The organism is Brevibacterium aurantiacum (assembly GCF_003932995.1).
GTDB classification, from domain to species: Bacteria; Actinomycetota; Actinomycetes; order Actinomycetales; family Brevibacteriaceae; genus Brevibacterium; species Brevibacterium aurantiacum.
In genome coordinates, this window is sequence record NZ_CP025333.1 from 1 (window position 1) to 20403 (window position 20403).

Genomic DNA, 20403 nt, shown 5'->3' on the forward strand with positions numbered 1-20403 from the left:
AGGAAGATTGACGGTGTCGAATTCCAAGAATGAGCTCATCAGCCAATGGCGGACGGTGGTCTCGACCCTGGATCAGGACCCCAGTCTGACTGCCCACCAGAGGGGATTCCTCTCGCTCGCGCTGCCCAAGGCTCTCGTCGACAATGCTCTGGTCCTTCTCGCTGTCCGGGACGAACACACGCGCAGAACCATTGAGACTCGACTTCTCGGTCCGCTGACCAGGGAGTTCTCCCATGTTCTTGGCTTCGAGGTGACCTTCGGGTTCGTCGTCGATCCGGAACTCGATGTACCGATTCGGTTCGAAGATCTCATCGGGGAACCCACACCGGGATCACCGATCGAGATCGATCCGGAGACATCCACCTCGGCGATGGATTCCACGGCGTCCCCAAGCTATGCGCCGACGCAGGCCCCAGCGTCCGAGCCGCAGATCCCCTCTCCCTACAACCGCGCGCCTCACCCGCAGCCGCAGTCACCCAGGTACGAAGACGCCGGGCCGGCACCCAGCAATGGGGCACCTGTGGAAAGGACGACGCGAGAGATGAAGATCGCCGAGGCGACCGCCGCCCAGTCGACTCCGCCGGTCGAGGTTCCCGGACTCGCCCAGCTCAACCCGAAGTACACCTTCGACACCTTCGTCATCGGCGCTTCCAACCGCTTCGCACATGCCGCGGCCTTCGCTGTGGCCGAGGCACCGGCCAAGGCCTACAACCCACTGTTCATCTACGGCGATTCGGGTCTGGGCAAAACGCACCTCTTGCACGCGATCGGCTACTACGCAACGCAGCTGTTTCCTGAGATCCGAGTGAAATACGTCTCGAGCGAAGAGTTCGTCAACGACTTCATCAACACCATCGGTTCGTCGAAGACCTCGAATTCGCTGCGTCCCGCGTTCCAGCGTCGCTACCGCGAGGTCGACATTCTGATGATCGATGACATCCAGTTCCTGCAGGGCAAGGATGCGACGGTCGAAGAGTTCTTCCATACCTTCAACGCTCTGCACAATGAGGTCAAACAGGTCGTCATCACCTCGGACCAGCCGCCGAAGATGCTCAAGGGCTTTGAGGAACGGCTGCGCTCACGCTTCGAATGGGGTCTCCTCACTGACGTGCAGCCTCCGGATATGGAGACCCGTTTCGCGATTCTGCGTCGCAAGGCCGCCGGCGAGCAGCTCGACGTTCCCAATGACGTCCTCGAATACATCGCCTCGCGGATCTCATCGAACATCCGCGAGCTCGAGGGCGCACTCATTCGCGTGACGGCCTTCGCCAACCTCAATGATCAGCAGGTCGATGTGAGTCTGGCCGAGACAGTACTCAAGGACTTCATCACCCAAGACGACACCCCAGCCATCACCGCAGCCGACATCATGGGACAGACCGCTGCCTACTTCAGCCTCACCCTCGATGACCTGTGCGGCACGTCCCGGTCGCGAACGCTGACCACTGCCAGGCAGATCGCCATGTATCTGTGCCGTGAGCTCACGGAGCTGTCGCTGCCCAAGATCGGCCAGGCCTTCGGCGGTCGCGATCACACCACCGTGATGCATGCGAACAAGAAGATTCGAACTCAGATGGCCGAACGACGAGCGGTCTACACTCAGGTCACCGAGTTAACAAACCGCATTAAACAGCAACATCGCCTATAGAACGCGGTATACACATCTGTGGATAACCATGGGGACAAACTGCGTATCCTGGGGATAGAATGGTGGATAACTCCACGAAGTGAGTGGACGGCTGTGAACTACATGGATGTGCTTACCCAAGCGCCCACCGAAGCATGTGTGAGCGTACACAGGGGATCCACACCCTCGGAGATCGCCCAAGCCTTGATTACTAGGGCGTAACCGATGGTTGTCCACAAACTCCACAGGTGCTAATACTTCTACTCATTGAATGGAAGTAATAAGAGGGTGACCGCCACCGACTGCATCGGGTCGGTTGGGGAGCTCTCGAGTGAGAGCTCGAGACCCATTCTGAGCACTGCCATTTATTCGAACACACTGTCACAGCCGATTCTCGAATACGAGATCCCTGAGTTCTCGCTTGAGTCGGTGTCTGTCGACGTTCATGATGTTGGCTGCCCAATGCCGGGACGCTGATATTTCCGATAGGCTGTGTAAAGTTTTCCGAGCAACGTCAAGCCAGTGTCTTGAGTACGTCGGGTGGCCACCCCGAAGGAGTAAAGTGAACGCCGAAGCATCTCCCCTGAAGTTCAAAGTCAACCGCGATGTCCTTGCCGATGCGGTGACTTGGGCTACCAAGACCCTCCCCAGTCGTCCCTCCTCACCAGTTCTCACCGGCATCCTCATCACCGCCGAAGCTGGTGGCACGGTCCGTCTCTCCGTCTTCGACTACGAAGTCTCGTCCCGAGTGGAGATCGCGGCCGACGTGGTCACGCCCGGTACGGTCCTCGTCTCCGGTCGACTCCTTGCAGACATCTCCAAAGCTCTTCCGAATCAGGAAGTCACCCTGGAGCGGATCGATTCGAAGGTCGACGTCACCTGCAGCTCGTCTCGCTTCTCGCTGATGACGATGCCGGTCGGCGAATACCCATCGCTGCCGCAGGTTCCCGACGCTTCGGGAACGGTCTCCGCCGGGGAATTCCAGAACGCCGTCTCCCAGGTCACGATCGCAACATCGAAAGATGACACTCTGCCGATCCTGACCAGTGTTCGCGTTGAGATCGAGGGCGAGAAGGTCACACTCCTGGCCACCGACCGCTACCGGCTCGCTGTCCGTGAGTTCACCTGGAATCCAGGTCGCCCAGACGTCTCCGCCGTTGCCCTTCTGCGCGGACGGACACTGTCCGATGTGTCGAAGTCCTTGGGCGGAGATGTCACGATCGGCCTGAGCAACGATGCGGGCAAGGATCTCATCTCCTTCACCTCGGCGGGCCGAGTCACGACCTCGCTGCTCGTCGAAGGCGAATATCCGAAGGTGCGGTCGCTGTTCCCCGATTCTGTGCCGATCCACGCGATCGTCGAAACAGGCGTTCTGCGTGAGGCAGTTCGTCGTGTCTCCCTCGTTGCCGAGCGAAACACTCCGCTGCGCTTCGAGGTCAGCGACGGAATGCTCACACTCCACGCCGGCACCGGTGACGATGCCCAGGCATCGGAAGCCGTTGAGGCTGTGCTGCAGGGTGACCCGATCACCGTGGGCTTCAACCCGCACTACATCGCCGAGGGTCTGGCCGCGATCGAGAGCCCGTACGTGAACTTCTCGTTCACTCAGCCGATGAAACCCGTCATCATCTCGGGACAGAGAGATCTGGAATCGACGGCCGACGAATCGTATCGATACTTGCTCATGCCAACTCGTATCTGAATGTGGATATCCCGACTTTCGCTGCGTAACTACCGGTCCTATCCGGAACTCGACCTCGAGTTCGAGCCCGGAGTCACCACATTCGTGGCCGACAACGGAACCGGCAAGACCAATATCGTCGAAGCCATCGGGTATCTGGCCCATCTGCGTTCTCATCGAGTTGCCTTCGATGCGCCTTTGGTCAACGAGTCCGCGCAGACGGCAACCGTGTCTGCTCTCGTCAACCGCGATCAGCGTCACGCCACTGTGGAAGTCTCGATTCAGTCGAAGGGCGCCAACCGGGCACGAGTCAACCGCTCTCCAGTGAAGATGAAGGAGATCCTGGGACTCGTGTCCTGCGTGGTCTTCGCACCGGAGGATCTCAGCCTGGTGCGCGGCGAACCAGCTGAACGACGTTCGTGGATGGACACCCTGGTCGTCTCGCGCAACCCTCGCTACTCCTCGGTGATCACGGACTTCGAACGCGCGCTCAAGCAGCGCAACGCTCTGCTCAAACGTCTTCGTGAGGACCGTGATCCCGGACTCGAGGCGACCTTGGACATCTGGAACATGGCCTACGCCGACTCTGCCTCGGAGCTGGTCTACGGCAGGCAGCGGATCCTCGCCGACATCGTCGAGCCGCTGCAGAAGAACTTCGCCTATATCGCCGCCGATGCTCGACTTGAGCGTCAGGGAATCCAGGCTCGCTATGATTCGCGCATCGACTATTCGCAGGCCGAATCGGCCGCCGAATGCCGCGAGCTGCTGTTGGCCGCCCTCGAACGTCGCCGCACCACCGAGATCGAACGCGGTCTGACCCTGCACGGTCCCGGCCGTGACGATCTGGCGCTGACGATCGGAGACCACCCGGCAAAGGGCTACGCCTCACATGGAGAAACCTGGTCCCTGGCCTTGGCCATGCAATTAGCCGGATGGGACCTGCTCAGCTCCGATGCCGGATCTGCTGCCGAACAGCCTGTCCTCGTCCTCGACGATGTCTTCGCCGAACTCGACACCGGACGCCGCAACCGACTTGCGTCGCGCATCACCGAGGCCGAACAGGTATTCATCACCGCGGCCGTGGACGGCGATCTGCCCGAAGGGCTGGAAGGCCGAAGGATCGGGCAGGAGCGTCTGCAGTCATGAGCGGCATCCAAAAGGACACCTCAACTCCGGTGGCCTCACTTGAGGCTCTCGACCGGGTCCGACGGATGGAGGCGACCGAGGCAAAGTTCGTTCGCAGCCGTCGCCGCTCGCGACTGCGCGGTGAAGCCGTCTACAGCGGCGCAGGTAAGGACAGACGAGATCCGGCAGCGATCTCATCGGCCCTGGGGAAGCTGATCTCCGCCCGAGGTTGGTCCTCGTCGATCGACATCGGCAAGGTGCTGGGCCGGTGGCCGGATCTGGTGGGAGAACAGGTGGCGATGCACTGCAAGCCCGTCGACTTCTCCCCTCCTCTGCTGATCATCGCCGCGGACTCAACGACCTGGGCGACTCAGCTGCGAGTGCTTAAGCCGACGATCCTCAGAGCGCTCGAGGCTGGTCTCGGCTCACAGACGATCACGGAGATCGAGATCCGCGGACCTAGGGGGCGCAGCTTCAAGAAGGGCCGGCGCAGCGTATCCGGCCGGGGACCTCGCGACACCTACGGCTGAGCCTCAGAGCCAACCCGAACGACGGTGTTCGGAGGGATTTCAGCAAGTGAAATTCTGACTCGGCTAGAGCCGAGATCTGAAAAGCGATAGAGAGCCTTAAACGGCGATAGCCGGTCCCGTTCGTGCCCGGGGGTACATCTGAGGCTTGGAAAATCCGGAAATGCACCTTAAAGGGCCGCTTACGGGCATTTCCGGTCATGGCGCGGTAGAATAGGAAGCTGATAGCGCCCACCCTTACAAGGAGTCATATGACGACCGAGGATCTGCCCCATTACGATGCCGGGGATATTACGGTACTCGAGGGTCTCGAAGCAGTTCGCAAACGACCTGGCATGTATATCGGTTCGACCTCGGAACGCGGTCTCCACCACCTGGTGCAGGAAATCGTCGACAACTCCGTCGATGAGGCGATGGCCGGATACTGCTCCCACATCGAGGTGACGATCCTCGCCGATGGTGGCGTGAGAGTCGTCGATGACGGGCGCGGAATGCCAGTGGCGATGCACCCCACCGAGGGCAAACCCACCGTCGAAGTGATCCTGACGATTCTGCACGCCGGCGGTAAGTTCGGCGGAGGCGGCTACGCCGTGGCCGGCGGTCTCCACGGTGTGGGTTCGACAGTGGTCAACGCGCTCTCCGAGCGTCTTGAGGTCGAAGTCCGCCGTGACGGCTACTTCTGGAACATGAACTTCGAGAAAGGCGTCCCCACCGGTGAGCTCACCCGTGGTGCTGAAACCTCAGAGACCGGCACGATGGTGACCTTCTGGCCCGACTCGACGATCTTCGAGACCACCGACTTCTCGTACGAGTACCTGCGCGCCCGCTTCCAGCAGATGGCGTTCCTCAACAAGGGCATGAAGATCAGCCTCACGGACGAACGCCACGTCCAGGTGGATGACGACAATGTTCAGATCGACGAAGACGAAGAGACAGACGCCAAACCGCGTGAGGCTACCTACCACTACGAACATGGTCTGCTCGACTACGTGCAGTACCTGAATTCGACGAAGAAGGCCGATCTCGTCCACCCTGACGTCATCGTCTTCGAGGCCGAGGAAGCCGAAGAGACGCTGTCGCTCGAAATCGCCATGCAGTGGACGACGTCCTACAGCGAATCGGTCCATACCTATGCCAACGTCATCAACACCCATGAGGGCGGCACCCACGAAGAGGGCTTCCGCACTGCGCTGACCTCGCTGATCAACAACTACGCTCGTGAGCAGAAACTCCTGCGGGAGAAGGACGCGAACCTCACGGGTGATGACATCCGTGAAGGACTGACCGCGGTCATCTCCGTCAAGCTCGGCGATCCGCAGTTCGAAGGTCAGACCAAGACGAAACTGGGCAACTCCGAGGTCAAGGGCTTCGTCCAGCGCGTTGTCCGCGATGAACTCGGACACTGGATGGAATCCAACCCGGCTCAGGCCAAGGACGTCGTCCGCAAGGGACTCCAGGCATCCCAGGCGAGATTGGCTGCACGCAAAGCCCGGGAAGCCACTCGACGCAAGGGACTGCTTGAGTCTTCGGGCATGCCCGGCAAGCTCAAGGACTGCCAGTCCAAGGACCCCACGATCTCCGAAGTCTTCATCGTCGAGGGTGACTCGGCCGGCGGCTCGGCGACTCAGGGCCGCAACCCGAACACACAGGCGATTCTGCCGCTGCGCGGCAAGATCCTCAACGTGGAGAAGGCCCGCCTCGACCGAGCTCTGGGCAACAACGAAGTCCAAGCCATGATCACCGCCTTCGGTACCGGTATCGGCGAAGAGTTCGACCTCGAGAAGCTCCGCTATCACAAGATCGTGCTCATGGCCGACGCGGATGTCGACGGCCAGCACATCACGACGCTGCTGCTGACTCTGATCTTCCGCTACATGAAGCCGCTCATCGAGCACGGTTACGTGTATCTGGCGACTCCTCCTCTGTATCGGATCAAATGGTCGAATGCTCCTCATGAGTTCGCCTACACCGAGAAGGAAAGCGACGGATTGCTGGAAGCCGGTAAAGCGGCGGGCAAACGCCTGCCCAAGGACATGGCGATTCAGCGCTATAAGGGTCTGGGCGAGATGAACTACTCGGAGCTGTGGGAGACAACGATGGATCCCGACCACCGGCTGCTCAAGCAGGTGTCGCTCGACGACGGGATCGTCGCGGATGAGATCTTCACAGTCCTCATGGGTGATGACGTTGACTCGCGTCGACGCTTCATCCAGGAGAACGCGAAAGACGTTCGCTTCCTCGATATCTGATTCTCACCGTCGGTTCCCGGCCTGTGCCGGGAACCGACGGTCACACAGACTTTCATGAACTCAAGCACCGCCCTCATGCGCGGGTTAAGACACAAGGGAAGAGCCCACATTGGCTGACGAAAACGATATCGGAACCGAAATCAACCGTGTCGAACAGGTTGATCTCAATCTCGAGATGCAGAGGTCGTACCTCGATTATGCGATGAGCGTGATCGTCGGACGTGCTCTGCCTGACGTCCGTGACGGACTCAAACCAGTTCACCGGCGCGTGCTGTACGCGATGTTCGACGGCGGTTACCGTCCGGACCGCAACTTCTCCAAGTGCTCACGCGTCGTCGGCGATGTCATGGGCCAGTACCACCCGCACGGTGACTCGGCGATCTACGATGCCATGGTCCGACTCGTGCAGCCGTGGACCATGCGCTATCCGTTGGTCGCGGGACAGGGAAACTTCGGCTCTCCAGGTGACGATGGTGCGGCTGCGCCACGTTATACCGAGTGCAAGATGGCTCCCCTGGCTCTCGAGATGGTCAGGGACATCGAAGAGGGCACCGTCGATTTTCAGGACAACTACGACGGCCGTAACCAGGAACCGACGGTTCTGCCGTCACGGTTCCCGAACCTGCTGGTCAACGGTTCGTCCGGCATCGCTGTCGGTATGGCGACCAACATCCCACCGCACAACCTCCGTGAGGTTGCCGCCGGAGCGCAGTGGCTGCTGTCTCACCCCGAGGCCAGCAAGGAAGAGGCTCTCGAAGCACTGCTCGGCATCGTCAAGGGCCCGGACTTCCCGATGGGTGCAACCATCCTGGGTCGCAAGGGCATCGAAGACACCTACCGCACCGGTCGCGGGTCGATCACACAGCGTGCCGTCGTCGAGGTCGAAGAGATCCAGGGACGCACCTGCCTGGTCGTGACTCAGCTGCCCTACATGGTCAACCCCGACACCCTGGCTGCGAAGATCGCCTCCTACGTCAAGGACGGCAAGGTCGCAGGCATCGCGGATCTCCGCGACGAGTCCTCGGGACGAACCGGACAGCGTCTGGTCATCGTGCTCAAGCGCGATGCGGTGGCCAAGGTCGTCCTCAACAACCTCTACAAGCACACCTCGCTGCAGGAGAACTTCTCCGCGAACATGCTGGCGATCGTCGACAGCGTGCCGCGCACTCTCAGCCTGGACTCCTTCCTCCGTCTGTGGGTCAAGCACCAGGTCGAAGTCATCGTGCGTCGCACCGAGTTCCGTCTGCGCAAGGCCGAGGAACGTGCGCACATCCTGCGTGGCTACCTCAAGGCACTCGACGCCCTCGACGAGGTCATCGCACTGATCCGGCGTTCTCCCTCGTCCGATGAGGCTCGGTCCGGACTGATGGACCTCCTCGAGGTCGATGAGATTCAGGCCAATGCCATTCTCGACCTGCAGCTGCGTCGTCTGGCCGCCCTGGAACGCCTGAAGATCCAGGAAGAGGCCGAGAAGATCGAGCAGCAGATCGCCGAGTTCAAATACATCCTCGCAACCCCCGCCCGGCAGCGTGAGATCGTGTCGGAAGAACTCGACGAGATCGTCGAACGCTACGGCGATGATCGTCGGACCAAGATCATGGCCGGATTCGACGGCGATGTATCGATGGAAGACCTCATTCCGGAGGAAGAGGTCGTCGTCACCATCACCCGCGGCGGCTATGCCAAGCGCACGCAGAACCACCTGTATCGCGCTCAGCACCGCGGTGGCAAGGGAATCAAGGGCGCAAACCTACGCGGCGACGACGTCGTCGAACAGTTCTTCGTCACCTCGACACACAACTGGCTGCTGTTCTTCACCAACACCGGTCGTGTGTACCGCGCAAAGGCCTATGAGCTCCCCGAGGGTTCACGGGATGCCAAGGGCCAGCACGTGGCGAACCTGCTTGCCCTGCAGCCGGGCGAGATGATCGCCAAGGTACTCTCCATCCGCGACTACGAGGAAGCAGAGTTCCTCATCCTGGCCACGCAGTCCGGTGTCGTGAAGAAGACCCGTCTGAGCGAATACGACTCGAATCGCACGGGCGGCGTCATCGCGATCAACCTCCGTGAGTACAAGGGTCAGCCGGATGAACTGGTCTCGGCACGGATTGTGAGCTCCGAGGATCACCTCCTCATGATCTCCCGCAAGGGAATGTCGATCCGGTTCGCAGCCGACGATGATTCGATTCGTCCCCTGGGCCGCGTCACCGGCGGCGTGACCGGAATGAAGTTCAAGGGTGATGACGAGCTGCTGACCATGGATGTCATCCAGCCAGACACCTTCGTCTTCGTTGTGACAGAGGGTGGCTATGCCAAGCGGACTCCGGTCGATGAATACCGTCTGCAGGGCCGTGGTGGCCTGGGAATCCGGGTTGCCAAGATCACGGAGCAGCGCGGAGACTTGGTGGGCGGACTGATCGTCGATGAGGGAGAAGAAGTCCTCGTCGTCATGGAACGCGGTAAGATCGTACGGTCGAATATCGATGAAGTTCCGGCAAAGGGACGCAACACCATGGGTGTGGTGTTCGCGAAACCGGGCAAGAATGATCGTATTATCGCTGTAACGCGTGGACCCGAGACCGTGGTCGAAGAACTTGACGAAGAAGCTGAGGAACCGGAAGGTGAGGACGTAGAGCCTCAGACCGGCAGCGAGGATGTGGAAGAGTGAGCGAGAACAAACAGCCAGGCTCAGGCAAGATCATACGCACGTCCAGTGGCTCCACCCGCTTGACAGCAGGATCGTCGAAGGACGGGGAGAAGGCTGATCATTCTTCCGGCTCCGATGACCCGGGCGGCTCCGGCGAATCGGCGGGCTCGAATAGATCGGCAAGCTCGGGTGAATCGGGTACTGCACCCGATAGGAACCGAGTCGTTGCTCCCCCTACGCCCAAGGCCTCGCCGAAGCCCAGCAAGGCTCCCTCGGCCGGTCAGTCCTCAGCCGGTTCGGCCTCCGGCCGGCAGCCCTCTGCCGGGACCTCCACCGGTGGCTCGACGCCTTCGAGTCAGGCAACCGGTTCGCAGAACTCAGCGTCCGGAAGTGGTCCGGCCACCTCGGCGATGGGATCAGCGTCCAACACCATTCGCGCCAGCTCCGGCAGCGTGAAAATGGGCGTCAAGAACATGGTCGACAGCGGCAAGGGCAATAAAAAGAAGAAGGGCCCGCGAACGGTTCGCCTCACCGTGTCAGCGGTGGACCCATGGTCGGTCATGAAGATGTCGTTCCTCATGTCTGTGGCCATCGGCATCGCCACCATCGTGGCATTCGTCGTGCTCTGGGTCGTCCTCCAGGCCACGGGCGTCATGAGCGGTCTGGAAACGACGATCTCCGAAGTTGCCGGCGCGGAATCGGCCGAGAAGATCGTCGGGATATTCGGTTTCGGACGAGTTGTGGCCGCCGGCTTCATCATCGCAGTCATCAACATCGTCCTGATGACCGCCCTGTCCACTCTCGGTGCGTTCATCTACAACATCGGATCCCTCATCGCGGGTGGATTCCATCTGACACTGACCGACGACTGAGACCTGCGGCAGCCTCTTTCGGTGCTATGTGCTCCTACCTGCTCCCAGAACCTGGCGGCGGCTCGGAATCCCAGTCTGGGAATTCCGAGCCGCCGTCGGGCGGTTCCGGGGAGGATCGCAGAGTATTATGGGGTCATGTGAGGCGAGTCACTGTCAGCCGATTTGTGTTGGAATGACCCGTTGGGTATCGTTTTACTTCGGGTTCACCCCCTGAAAAGGGCCTATAGCTCAGGCGGTTAGAGCGCTTCGCTGATAACGAAGAGGTCCCTGGTTCAAGTCCAGGTAGGCCCACATCCTTTCGAGGAGGATCATGAAGAAGTGGATTCTCAGTGGTCTCACGCTTGTGGGACTCGGAGTTTTCTTCCGGTGGCGGCACGGTAATCTCAGTGCCCAAGCCGAATGGTCCGAACACACCGACTCGGTGTGAAGGTGAATCCCGTTTGGGGGTATGGCGCAATTGGTAGCGCACCTGCTTTGCAAGCAGGGGGTTAGGGGTTCGAGTCCCCTTACCTCCACCAGATGACGAAGGCTCCGGACCGAATCGGTCCGGAGCCTTCGTTGTGAAGAACTTCCCTCGTGCCCCGCACTCTCTCCACTTCCGGTCTCTTTTCGCTCTCTGTTCGGAATAAGTCCGCCCTCATCATTGTTGCCTGCTACATCCGCGAATGTCGTTCGCAGTTTCCGAACTCGCACTCGCCTTCCGGGGCAGATGGCTGCAGAAGCCAGTTCGGCCCTTGATCACATCACTCGATCGGAGTTCCTCTTTGTCCAGCGACACTTCGCCCTCCCGTACCAACGACGCGCAGGCTGACGCCATCGATCCTGCCGGGATGCGGGTGATCTGGCTGCTTCTGGTGGCTGCCTTCGTTGCGATCCTCAACGAAACGACGATGGCCATCGCGATCCCAGAGCTCAACGTTGCCCTCGGTATCCCTCCGGAACTCGGTCAGTGGTTGACCAGCGCGTTCATGCTCACCATGGCCGTCGTGATTCCCACCACCGGTTTCCTCCTGCAGCGCTTCACCACCCGTCAGATCTTCCTGGCGGCAATGATTCTGTTCTCCGCTGGCACCCTGATCTGTCTCGTGGCTCCGGGCTTCACCGTCCTACTCGTCGGACGCGTCGTCCAGGCTGCGGGCACCGGCATCATGATGCCCCTGCTGATGACAACGATCATGAATGTCGTCCCTGCCCACTCGCGCGGTCGGATGATGGGTCGGGTCGGCCTTGTCATCTCGCTCGCTCCCGCAATCGGTCCGACGATGTCGGGCATCGTGCTCGACTCCCTGGGATGGCGTTGGCTGTTCGCCATCGTCCTCCCGATCGCGCTCATCGCTCTCGGCTTCGGCGCCAAGTGGATGACCAACCTGGGTGAGAGCACCCATGCTCCGATCGACATCGTCTCAGTCGTGCTCTCTGTCCTCGCCTTCGGCGGCATCGTCTTCGGTCTCAGCCAGTTCGGTGGGGGCCAGGCAGGCGGCTCCACCACCGGCTCCGCCTGGACTGCGATCGCTGCGGGACTCGTCTTCCTGGGGCTGTTCGCCTGGCGACAGCTGATCCTGCAGAAGGAAGATCGGGCGCTGCTGGACCTGCGCGTCTTCTCCGCGAAGAACTATGTCATCGCAGTCGTCATCATGGCCGTCGTCTCGCTGGCCATGTTCGGTACCTTCTCCCTGCTTCCGCTGTACCTGCAGAACGTCGCCGGGCTCAACGCCACCCAGTCGGGTCTAGTCCTCCTGCCCGGATCCATCCTGATGGGCGTTCTTGCTCCCGTGATGGGCCGCATCTACGATGCGCGGGGCCCACGGACACTGTTGGTCCCAGGATCGGTCATGATCGCTGCATCGATGTTCGCCTACTCCATGGTCGGCGTGGGCACACCCACGTGGGTCCTCGTCGTCATCCAGACGGTCATGTCACTGGGGCTGGCCGGGTCGTTCACACCCCTGTTCTCCGCCTCACTGGGGTCACTGGACCGGAAACTGTACTCACACGGATCTGCGGCGCTGAACACCATGCAGCAGGTGGCAGGAGCTGCCGGAACCGCGCTTCTCATCTCCATCTACTCCTCTGCCCTGCACTCGGGTGAGGCGGCAGGACGCTCCGTCGCGGAGTCAGGTTCGCCGGGAGCGCACAATGCGTTCCTGTTGGCCGCAGTCATCGCCCTGGTGCCCGTGGTGCTGTCGTTCTTCATCAAGAAGCCCGAAGATCAGGAAGACGCCCCCGCCGAGGAGGTCCCCCTGGTTCCGGAGACACCTGCCACATAATCTGAGGATGAGTTGACCCAAGGTTCCTGCCCATCTGCACGTGTGGCGCTGTGGCAACGACCTGAACTAGAGTCATCGGCGTGAATTCGAAACGCTGGCAGCACATCATGGAATGGCCACTCGTGGTCGCCGCGCTCACCTTCCTCGGTGCCTACAGCTGGCAGGTGATCGGAGCGCCCACCGGCACATATGCCCAACTCGCTATGGCCTTGGTCATCATCACGTGGCTCGTCTTCGTCATCGACTACGTGGTCAACCTCTGGCTCGCCGAGGATCGCTGGGCCTGGTTTCGTCACCATCTCTTCGATCTCGCAGTCATCGCCCTGCCGTTGCTGCGGCCCCTGCGAGTCCTGCGGGCCATCACGGTCCTGCACATCCTCAACCGCACCGTCGGCACCGCTGTGCGCGGGAAGATCCTCATCTACACCGCTTCGGCGTCAGCACTGCTCGTCTACGCCGCTGCACTCGCCGTCCTCGACGCCGAACGCGGAACCGAATCGGCGATCAATTCCTTCCCCGATGCGATCTGGTGGGCCTTCGTCACCGTGACCACCGTCGGCTACGGGGACATGGCGCCGATGAGCGGGTTGGGCCGGATGCTCGCTGTGTGCCTCATGCTGGGTGGGATTGCTCTGCTCGGCGTCGTCACCGGCACGCTGGCCTCCTGGATCGTCGAGAAGGTATCGACGGATGCGGAGGAGAACCAATCAGCCACCGTCGCCCACATCCATGCCCTCGAGGAGTCGATCGCGGCACTGACACTCCAGGTCGAAACCATCGGCGGGCAGGCGCAGACAGGATCGGAATCGCTGAGGCACACCGGTGATCGATTCGAGGACTCGACATATAGCGACCCTGCGTAAGAATCTTCGGTGATTGCTCGGGCCACGGGTGATTGTCTGAAAACGAGGGGTTTACGAAGATTGCCGACACCGGCCCCGAGGTCGGGGTGCCAAGCGCGTGTAGATGGGCCTGGAGGGGTCTTCGCAGGTCGTTGCCGTTGCTTGTGGACCACAGCCGATTTCGCACGCACCGTTCAAGCGGGTAATATCGGCCTGTACTCCGGGGGTATGGCGCAATTGGTAGCGCACCTGCTTTGCAAGCAGGGGGTTAGGGGTTCGAGTCCCCTTACCTCCACTCGAGAAGCTATTGAGACAGCACTCGTAAAAGAAGATCCCGCCGACAGCGATATGGACGCTGTCGGCGGGATCTTTGTCTGTGCTCTGTGCCCGACTAGATTCAGGCGTGGACGCGGATGAGGTGTTCGTTGGTGAACGCCTGGAAAGCCCACTGGGCGTTCTCGCGGCCGTAGCCCGAGCGGTTGATGCCGCCGAACGGGTACTCCGGTCCCGATTCCATGTGTCCGTTGATGAGAGTCATTCCGGCGTTGATCTTGGCACCGAATTCCTCTCCCTTTTCGAGGTCATCGGTCCACACCGAGCTCATGAGACCGTATTCGGTGTCATTGGCCAGACGCAGTGCATCCTCTTCGTCCTTGGCTCGGTAGATCATGACTGCGGGTCCGAAGAGCTCATTGCAGCCGAGGTCCGACTTCGGGTCGATGTCGGAGATCACTGCAGGCGACATGAACCAACCTGGACGGTCGAGCTTCTTGCCGCCAGTGTGCAAAGTGGCACCATCGGATACTGCCTTGTCGATCATGGCGACAACCTCATCGAGGGCGCCCTCGGAGGAGACCGGTCCCATGCCGACATCCGGGTCATCGAAGGTCGAGACCTTCGTCGCCTCGGCGGCCTTGACGGCCTCGGCGAGGAACTCGTCGTAGAGATCATCGACGACGATCATGCGCTTCGGTGAGGTGCAGACCTGACCGGCGTTCGCCAGGCGCAGTCCGACGAGCTTCTGGGCCAGTGCCGGCACGTCCTTCGAGTCGAGGACGACGGCGGGGTCATTGCCGCCGAGTTCGAGGACGGCACGCTTGTAGTACTTGGCGGCGATGGCGGCCACTGAGGCACCGGCACCCTCGGACCCGGTGAGCGAGAAGCCCTTGACGCGGAAGTCCTTGAGGACCTCCTCGGCGTGGGAGCTGTCGAGGTAGATGTTCTGGTACACACCCTTGGGCAGCCCCGCCTCGGTGAGGAGATCTTCGAAGTACTGTGAGGACTTCGGGCAGATGGAGGCCTGCTTCATGATGATCGAGTTGCCGACCATGAGGTTGGGCAGCACGAAGCGAGCGATCTGGTTGTAGGGGAAGTTCCACGGCATGATTCCCAGCAGCACGCCAAGCGGCTGGTGGCGCACGAAGCTGCTGGCCGCACCTGCGGCAGCCAGATGTGTGGGTGCCAGGTGGGTGGCGGCGTTGTCGGCCATCCAGCGGGCTGTGCGGGCGACCTTGTCGACCTCGCCGAGTCCCTGCTTCTTGATCTTGCCCATCTCACGGCCGATGATGTCGGTCATCTCGTCGGCATTGGCATCGACGAGGTCAGCGAACTTCCGCAGGATCGTCGCGCGCTCATGCAGCGGAGTCTCTTTCCACGACAGGTGGGCTTCGTGGGCGCGATCGATGTAACCGGGAATCTCTTCCTTGGGAACGGAGGCGAACTCCTCCTCGATCTCACCGGTATTGGCATTTGTCACTGCGAACTTGCTCATGAACGTCCTCTCGAGCATAGGAAACGGCGATACAGGGTCAACAAGAAGAATGACGTGCGCATTCCGCTGGGGCAAGTCGGTCTCACACCTTGCCCACCTCTGACCCGAATCTCGGGCCTCAGTTCTCAGCGCGAGAAGCGGAACTGGGGGCCGCCTCGGCGATGATGGTGGTCCGGGAAGAGCACTGCCTGCTGCGTTTCACGGCAAACGACAGCGCGGCAGCGACCGCGCACATCGCGGCACCGCCCCACCAGGCGTAGGTGTACTCGCCGAAGACGTCGCGGATGACGCCCGCACCGAAGGCCGCGGCCGCAGCACCGAGCTGGTGGGCCGCGAAGACCCAGCCGAAGACGATCGTCCCCTGCTCGCCGAATACCTCACGACACAGCGCCGAGGTGGGCGGAACGGTGGCGACCCAGTCGAGGCCGTAGATGACGATGAAGAGCACCATGGACGGGTGCACGATGTCCGAGAGCAGCCAGGGCAGAAGCAGAAGCCCGACGCCGCGGAACGTGTAGTACGTGAGGAGAAGGATGCGCGGGTCGAACTTGTCGGTAAGCCAGCCCGAGAATACGGTGCCGACGATGTCGAAGACACCGACGACGGCGAGCAGGCCCGCCGCTGTTGTCGACGGCATTCCGTGGTCATGGGCGGACGGGATGAAGTGGATGCCGATGAGCCCGTTGGTCGTTGCCCCGCAGATGGCGAACGCGATCGCCAGAGCCCAGAAGGAACGGTGTCGCACCGCGAAAGCCAGCCCCGCAAACGCGCGCTTGGCGGCTCCGCCCGTCGGCTTCTCCTCTGGTACATAGGTCTCGGGATCGGCACCGTAGGGCAGGACTCCGCGGTCCTCAGGGTGATCGCGCAGGACGAACCATACGATCGGCACGGCCACGAGAGCCGCGGCGGCGATGAGCAGCGAAGCGGGTCGCCACCCGGTGGACTCGGCGATTGCGGCGACCGGGGGCAGGAAGATGAGCTGACCGGTGGCCGACCCGGCGGTGAGCATCCCCATGACCAGTCCGCGCCGGCGGATGAACCAGCGATTGGCAATGGTTGCGGCGAAGACCATGGCCATTGACCCCGTGCCCAGCCCGATCAGCACGCCCCAGAAGACGAGCAGCTGCCACGAAGCGGTCATGATGACGCTGCCACCGGCGCCGGCGGCGACGAGGAAGAGCGCGAGGGCGACGATCTGGCGAACTCCGAAGCGATCCATGAGCGCAGCGGCGAACGGGGCCGTGAGTCCGTAGAGGATGAGGTTGACGCTGACTGCCAATGACATGACACTCATCGACCAGCCGAAGTCATTGTGGAGCGGGATCATGAGTGCGCCAGGTGCTGCCCGGAAGCCTGCTGCGGCGAGCAGGGCAAGGAAGGCGACGGCCGCTACCCACCAGGCAGGGTGAATGCGGCGGCGCTTCGACCCCTGTGGTCCGGTGGTGCCTCGAGGAGTGGTCGACATCGATCCCTCACACTTTCTTGAAAGAAGTTATGCTTGAAGAAGTATAGACAGACTTCGCTGAAGAAAGGAAAGGGCTCATGCCGTTGAGATCAGACTGGTCCGAGGCGCTGTGCCCCATCGGGAGATCGCTCGATGTGCTCGGTGACCCCTGGGTGCTGCTCATCGTCCGTGACGTCCTCCATGGACGCGGTTGCTTTGAGGCGCTGCGTGAGGGACTGCAGATCTCCGAAGCGGTGCTCAGCCGGCGTCTGCATGCGATGGTCGAGGCCGGTCTGCTCGAGCGGGTCGACTATCAGGACGGTGCACGCACCCGCCAGAAATACGCTGGCACCGAGGCCGCGGCCGATCTTCTGCCGATCCTCCAGCAGCTTGCGCTCTGGGGAGAGAAGCACACGGAGATGCCCGCTGCAGGCGGACATATGGCGATGATCCACGAAGTCTGCGGCGAGGAGACCACGCACGGTGAAGTGTGCAGCTCGTGTGGTCAGACGCTCGTGGCCGAGGCGATGACCTGGGTGAAGCCGTGGAAGAACGTTCGCGTCACCCTGGGGCCGGCGGGTTCGCTGGTTTAGACTGCGAAGATGCCCGATCAACGAAGACTGAGCTATTTCGTGGCCTCCTCCCTCGACGGCTTCATCGCAGGACCCGATGGGAGCGATCCGAGTTCCTGGTGGCCCATGACCGATGACTACCTCGACTTCATCCGCACCGAGTACCCCGAGACTCTGCCCGGCCCCGCCCGGCAGGCGCTGGGCGTCACCGACCCTGGGCATCACTTCGACACCGTGGTCGAGGGACGTCGTTCCTTCGAAATCGGACTGGCCGCTGGATTGCCGAACGCCTACCCTCATCTGCGCCACCTCGTGGTCTCAACGACTCTGGAGTCTCCATCCGATTCGGACGTCGAAATCGTCAGCGGCGATCCGATCGAGCGGATCAGGCAGCTCAAGGGCGAACCGGGCAAGGGCATCTGGCTTGTCGGTGGAGGCACACTCGCGGCGAGCCTGCGACCGGAGATCGACGAACTGATCATCAAACTCGGGCCCGTGACCCTGGGCTCGGGAATTCCGCTCTGGGGTCACGACGCAGGATTCGACAGGGAGATCTGGTCTCGGGCCGAGGCCACAAGCTACCCCGGTGGAATGACCCTGCTGCGCTTCGAACGGGCCGGGGACGGCTGAGACCCAGGAGATGGAGGGTGTCGGAATCTTCGGATGGGTCCATGACCCCGAGGGCAACCGAATCGAGCTGTGGCAGCCGCCTGCCGACTGACGGTGGCAGCGGTCATTGCTAATCGGCGCAGCGGGAGGCGTCGATAGCTGAATGCTTCGTGTCATCGCCCGAGGGTTTCGTGTCGAGCAGGGCCGAGTCGAGCGACACCGAGTCGAGCGAGGCCGAAGCGACGTTGTCGGCTGCAAACCTCCGCTCGCCCCTGATCGCGATCGCGGCGACCCCGAGTGCTGCCACTGCCAACACGATGGCGACGACGACCGGTGCCGTGAATCCCCACCCGAGTGCGATGACCGCCGCGCCCAACGCCGGTCCGATGGCATTGCCGACGTTGAACGCCGAGGTGTTCACACTGGCTGCCAGGGTCGGTGCCTGGGTGGCGATCTGGAAGACGCGGGCATTGAGCGCCCCGGCGATGGAGAACCCGCTGGCGCCGACGAGCACGATCATCACGATCGCCGCCCAGCCGTTTTCGGCCACGAGCCACAAGGCGAAGAGGCTGATCGCCAGGGCAATGAGGCTGCCGACGATATTGCCGAAGATATTGCGATCGGCGAATCGCCCGCCCACGACGACGCCGATGAATGCGCCGATGCCGAAGGCGGCCAGGACTCCCGGCACAAGGTCGTGGGAGATTCCGGCCACCTGGGTGAGCAGGGGCGAGAAGTAGGAGAAGGCTGCGAAGACCGAAGCCTGGAAGAGTGCAGTCGTGGCCAGAGCCAACCAGATCCGCGGGCCCTTGAACGCTTGGATCTCGGCCTTGAAAAGGGTGGGCAGATGCTGGCTCGACCCGCTGCGCTCCCCGGTCGCGCTGCGAACTGTGAGCGCAATGAGGACGGCGGCGAGAGCGGTGACGATCGCGACGGCCCAGAAGGTCGCCCGCCAACCGAACTGGGTGCCCACCCACGTGCCCACGGGCACACCGATGAGGTTTGCAACGGTCAGACCGCCGACGAGGCTGGCCAGGGCACGACCATGCACCTCGGCGGGGGCGATGCGGGTCGTGTGGACGGCGGCGACGGCCCAGAACCCGCCGCAGGCGATGGCCGCCAGGACACGGGTGACCATGAGGATCGAATAGTTCGGCGACAGAGCGGCCACAATGTGCAGTGCGGAGAAGGCCACGATCGAGATGATCATCGTCGCCTTCCGCGGCAGCTTGAGGGTCAGCAGCGCCATCGCCGGTGCCCCGACGATCATTCCCACGGCGAACCCGGTGATTAGGAGACCAGCCTGGGGGATGCTGACCTGCAGGTCAGCGCTGATGGGTTCGAGGATCCCGGCGATCATGAACTCGCTGGTGCCCAGGCAGAAGATCACCGCTGCCAGAAGGTAGACCTGGGCCGGGACACGGACTCTCGCGTGAGTCGAAGTCGTCACTGGGGGCTGCTTTCGGTTGAGACGGGAAGTCCGGGTGAGTCGATGCCGGTAGAGGCTGCCGTGTGGTCGTGAAGTGCTGTGAGCCCCGCAGGAGTGCACAGCCCTGCGATGAACGCGGTCGCCTGCGCCTGGACGTTTTCGGCGGGCATGACTCGAGCGGCGACTCTCAGCCCGGCGAGCACACTGTGGATGAGCTCCGCATGCACCTCCGCATCGAGCTCGGAGCGAATGTGGCCCTCGACCTGGCCGCGTTCCACGACGATGCGGTACGTCTCCAGCCAGGCCTGACGATCGGGATCGAGGATCGTGCACACCGCGTCGACCTCACGTCCGAGTTCGGCAGCGGTGTTGGCAGACAGGCATCCGATGCGCTGATCGTCCTCACACTGTTTGGCCAGTTCCCCGCCGAGGCGGTGCATGATGAGTGCTGGTGCCGGTGCTGTCCCTGTCCTCAGTTCCTCCCGGAGCGGGATTCCAGACGCGGTGTATTCGCGCAGTGCCCGTAGGAACAGGGCATCGAGGCTCTCGAAGGTGTTGTAGAAGCTGGAACGGCCGATGTCAGCGCGTTCGCAGACGAGGCCGACGTCGGTGCCGGTATAGCCGTGCTCGCTGAAGACGGCGATCGCGGCGTTGATCACCGCCTGCTCGTCGAAGCTCTTCTTCCTGCCCATGGAACGAGAGTAGGTTATTTTGGACACTGCTGTCCAATATAGGCTGAGG

Annotated in this window: 15 protein-coding genes and 3 tRNA genes; 14 read left to right on the forward strand and 4 right to left on the reverse strand. The window is 61.9% G+C overall.

Going from position 1 to position 20403, the window contains the following annotated elements; genetic code table 11:
* Positions 1-13: 13 nt before the first annotated feature.
* From dnaA to CXR25_RS00060, 12 genes are all read left to right on the forward strand, one after another.
* Positions 14-1648 (forward strand): chromosomal replication initiator protein DnaA, encoded by a 1635-nt coding sequence (gene dnaA / locus CXR25_RS00005; protein ID WP_096146178.1) that lies wholly within the window; start codon positions 14-16, stop codon positions 1646-1648.
* A 541-nt stretch (positions 1649-2189) separates the two neighbouring features.
* Positions 2190-3329: a DNA polymerase III subunit beta gene (dnaN, locus tag CXR25_RS00010; protein WP_181871734.1), complete on the forward strand. Its 1140-nt coding sequence runs from the start codon at positions 2190-2192 to the stop codon at positions 3327-3329.
* Positions 3330-4454, forward strand: a complete 1125-nt coding sequence (recF, locus tag CXR25_RS00015; protein WP_009882740.1) for a DNA replication/repair protein RecF — start codon at positions 3330-3332, stop codon at positions 4452-4454.
* Entirely contained in the window at positions 4451-4963 is a 513-nt protein-coding gene (locus CXR25_RS00020) for a DciA family protein (protein ID WP_009882739.1), read from the forward strand. The genes recF and CXR25_RS00020 overlap by 4 nt, the downstream gene beginning before the upstream one ends.
* Positions 4964-5211: 248 nt before the next feature.
* A complete protein-coding gene (gyrB, locus tag CXR25_RS00025; RefSeq protein WP_009882738.1) occupies positions 5212-7209 on the forward strand; it encodes a DNA topoisomerase (ATP-hydrolyzing) subunit B in 1998 nt (665 codons plus the stop codon).
* 109 nt (positions 7210-7318) lie between these two features.
* Entirely contained in the window at positions 7319-9877 is a 2559-nt protein-coding gene (gyrA, locus tag CXR25_RS00030; protein ID WP_125240258.1) for a DNA gyrase subunit A, read from the forward strand.
* Positions 9874-10728 (forward strand): DUF3566 domain-containing protein, encoded by an 855-nt coding sequence (locus CXR25_RS18830; RefSeq protein ID WP_233430336.1) that lies wholly within the window; start codon positions 9874-9876, stop codon positions 10726-10728. The genes gyrA and CXR25_RS18830 overlap by 4 nt, the downstream gene beginning before the upstream one ends.
* Positions 10729-10945: 217 nt before the next feature.
* Positions 10946-11019 (forward strand) — tRNA-Ile (locus CXR25_RS00040).
* A 151-nt stretch (positions 11020-11170) separates the two neighbouring features.
* Positions 11171-11246 (forward strand) — tRNA-Ala (locus CXR25_RS00045).
* A 312-nt stretch (positions 11247-11558) separates the two neighbouring features.
* Entirely contained in the window at positions 11559-12995 is a 1437-nt protein-coding gene (locus CXR25_RS00050; RefSeq protein ID WP_096161575.1) for an MDR family MFS transporter, read from the forward strand.
* Between the two features lie 80 nt (positions 12996-13075).
* Complete coding sequence (locus CXR25_RS00055; RefSeq protein WP_205676734.1) at positions 13076-13858, forward strand: potassium channel family protein; 783 nt, start codon at positions 13076-13078, stop codon at positions 13856-13858.
* A 201-nt stretch (positions 13859-14059) separates the two neighbouring features.
* Positions 14060-14132, forward strand: a tRNA-Ala gene (locus CXR25_RS00060).
* 102 nt (positions 14133-14234) lie between these two features.
* Here CXR25_RS00060 and CXR25_RS00065 read toward each other — a convergent pair.
* Together CXR25_RS00065 and CXR25_RS00070 are read right to left on the reverse strand one after the other, a co-directional pair.
* On the reverse strand, positions 14235-15608 hold the full coding sequence (locus CXR25_RS00065; protein WP_096168430.1) for an aldehyde dehydrogenase family protein: 1374 nt from the start codon (positions 15606-15608) through the stop codon (positions 14235-14237).
* 118 nt (positions 15609-15726) lie between these two features.
* Positions 15727-17073 (reverse strand): MFS transporter, encoded by a 1347-nt coding sequence (locus tag CXR25_RS00070; RefSeq protein ID WP_096146183.1) that lies wholly within the window; start codon positions 17071-17073, stop codon positions 15727-15729.
* 77 nt (positions 17074-17150) lie between these two features.
* Between CXR25_RS00070 and CXR25_RS00075 the strand changes: the two genes are divergently transcribed.
* Complete coding sequence (locus tag CXR25_RS00075) at positions 17151-17645, forward strand: winged helix-turn-helix transcriptional regulator (RefSeq protein ID WP_125240259.1); 495 nt, start codon at positions 17151-17153, stop codon at positions 17643-17645.
* Positions 17646-17654: 9 nt separating this feature from the next.
* Complete coding sequence (locus CXR25_RS00080; RefSeq protein ID WP_096161508.1) at positions 17655-18254, forward strand: dihydrofolate reductase family protein; 600 nt, start codon at positions 17655-17657, stop codon at positions 18252-18254.
* A 109-nt stretch (positions 18255-18363) separates the two neighbouring features.
* On the opposite strand, the gene CXR25_RS00090 is transcribed toward CXR25_RS00080, so the two are convergent.
* Positions 18364-19683 carry a Cmx/CmrA family chloramphenicol efflux MFS transporter gene (locus CXR25_RS00090; protein WP_009884813.1) on the reverse strand — a complete coding sequence of 440 codons (1320 nt, stop codon included), beginning with the start codon at positions 19681-19683 and terminating at the stop codon, positions 18364-18366.
* Entirely contained in the window at positions 19680-20354 is a 675-nt protein-coding gene (locus CXR25_RS00095) for a TetR/AcrR family transcriptional regulator (protein ID WP_101598035.1), read from the reverse strand. Before CXR25_RS00095 ends, CXR25_RS00090 begins: the two co-directional genes overlap by 4 nt.
* Positions 20355-20403 lie beyond the last annotated feature (49 nt).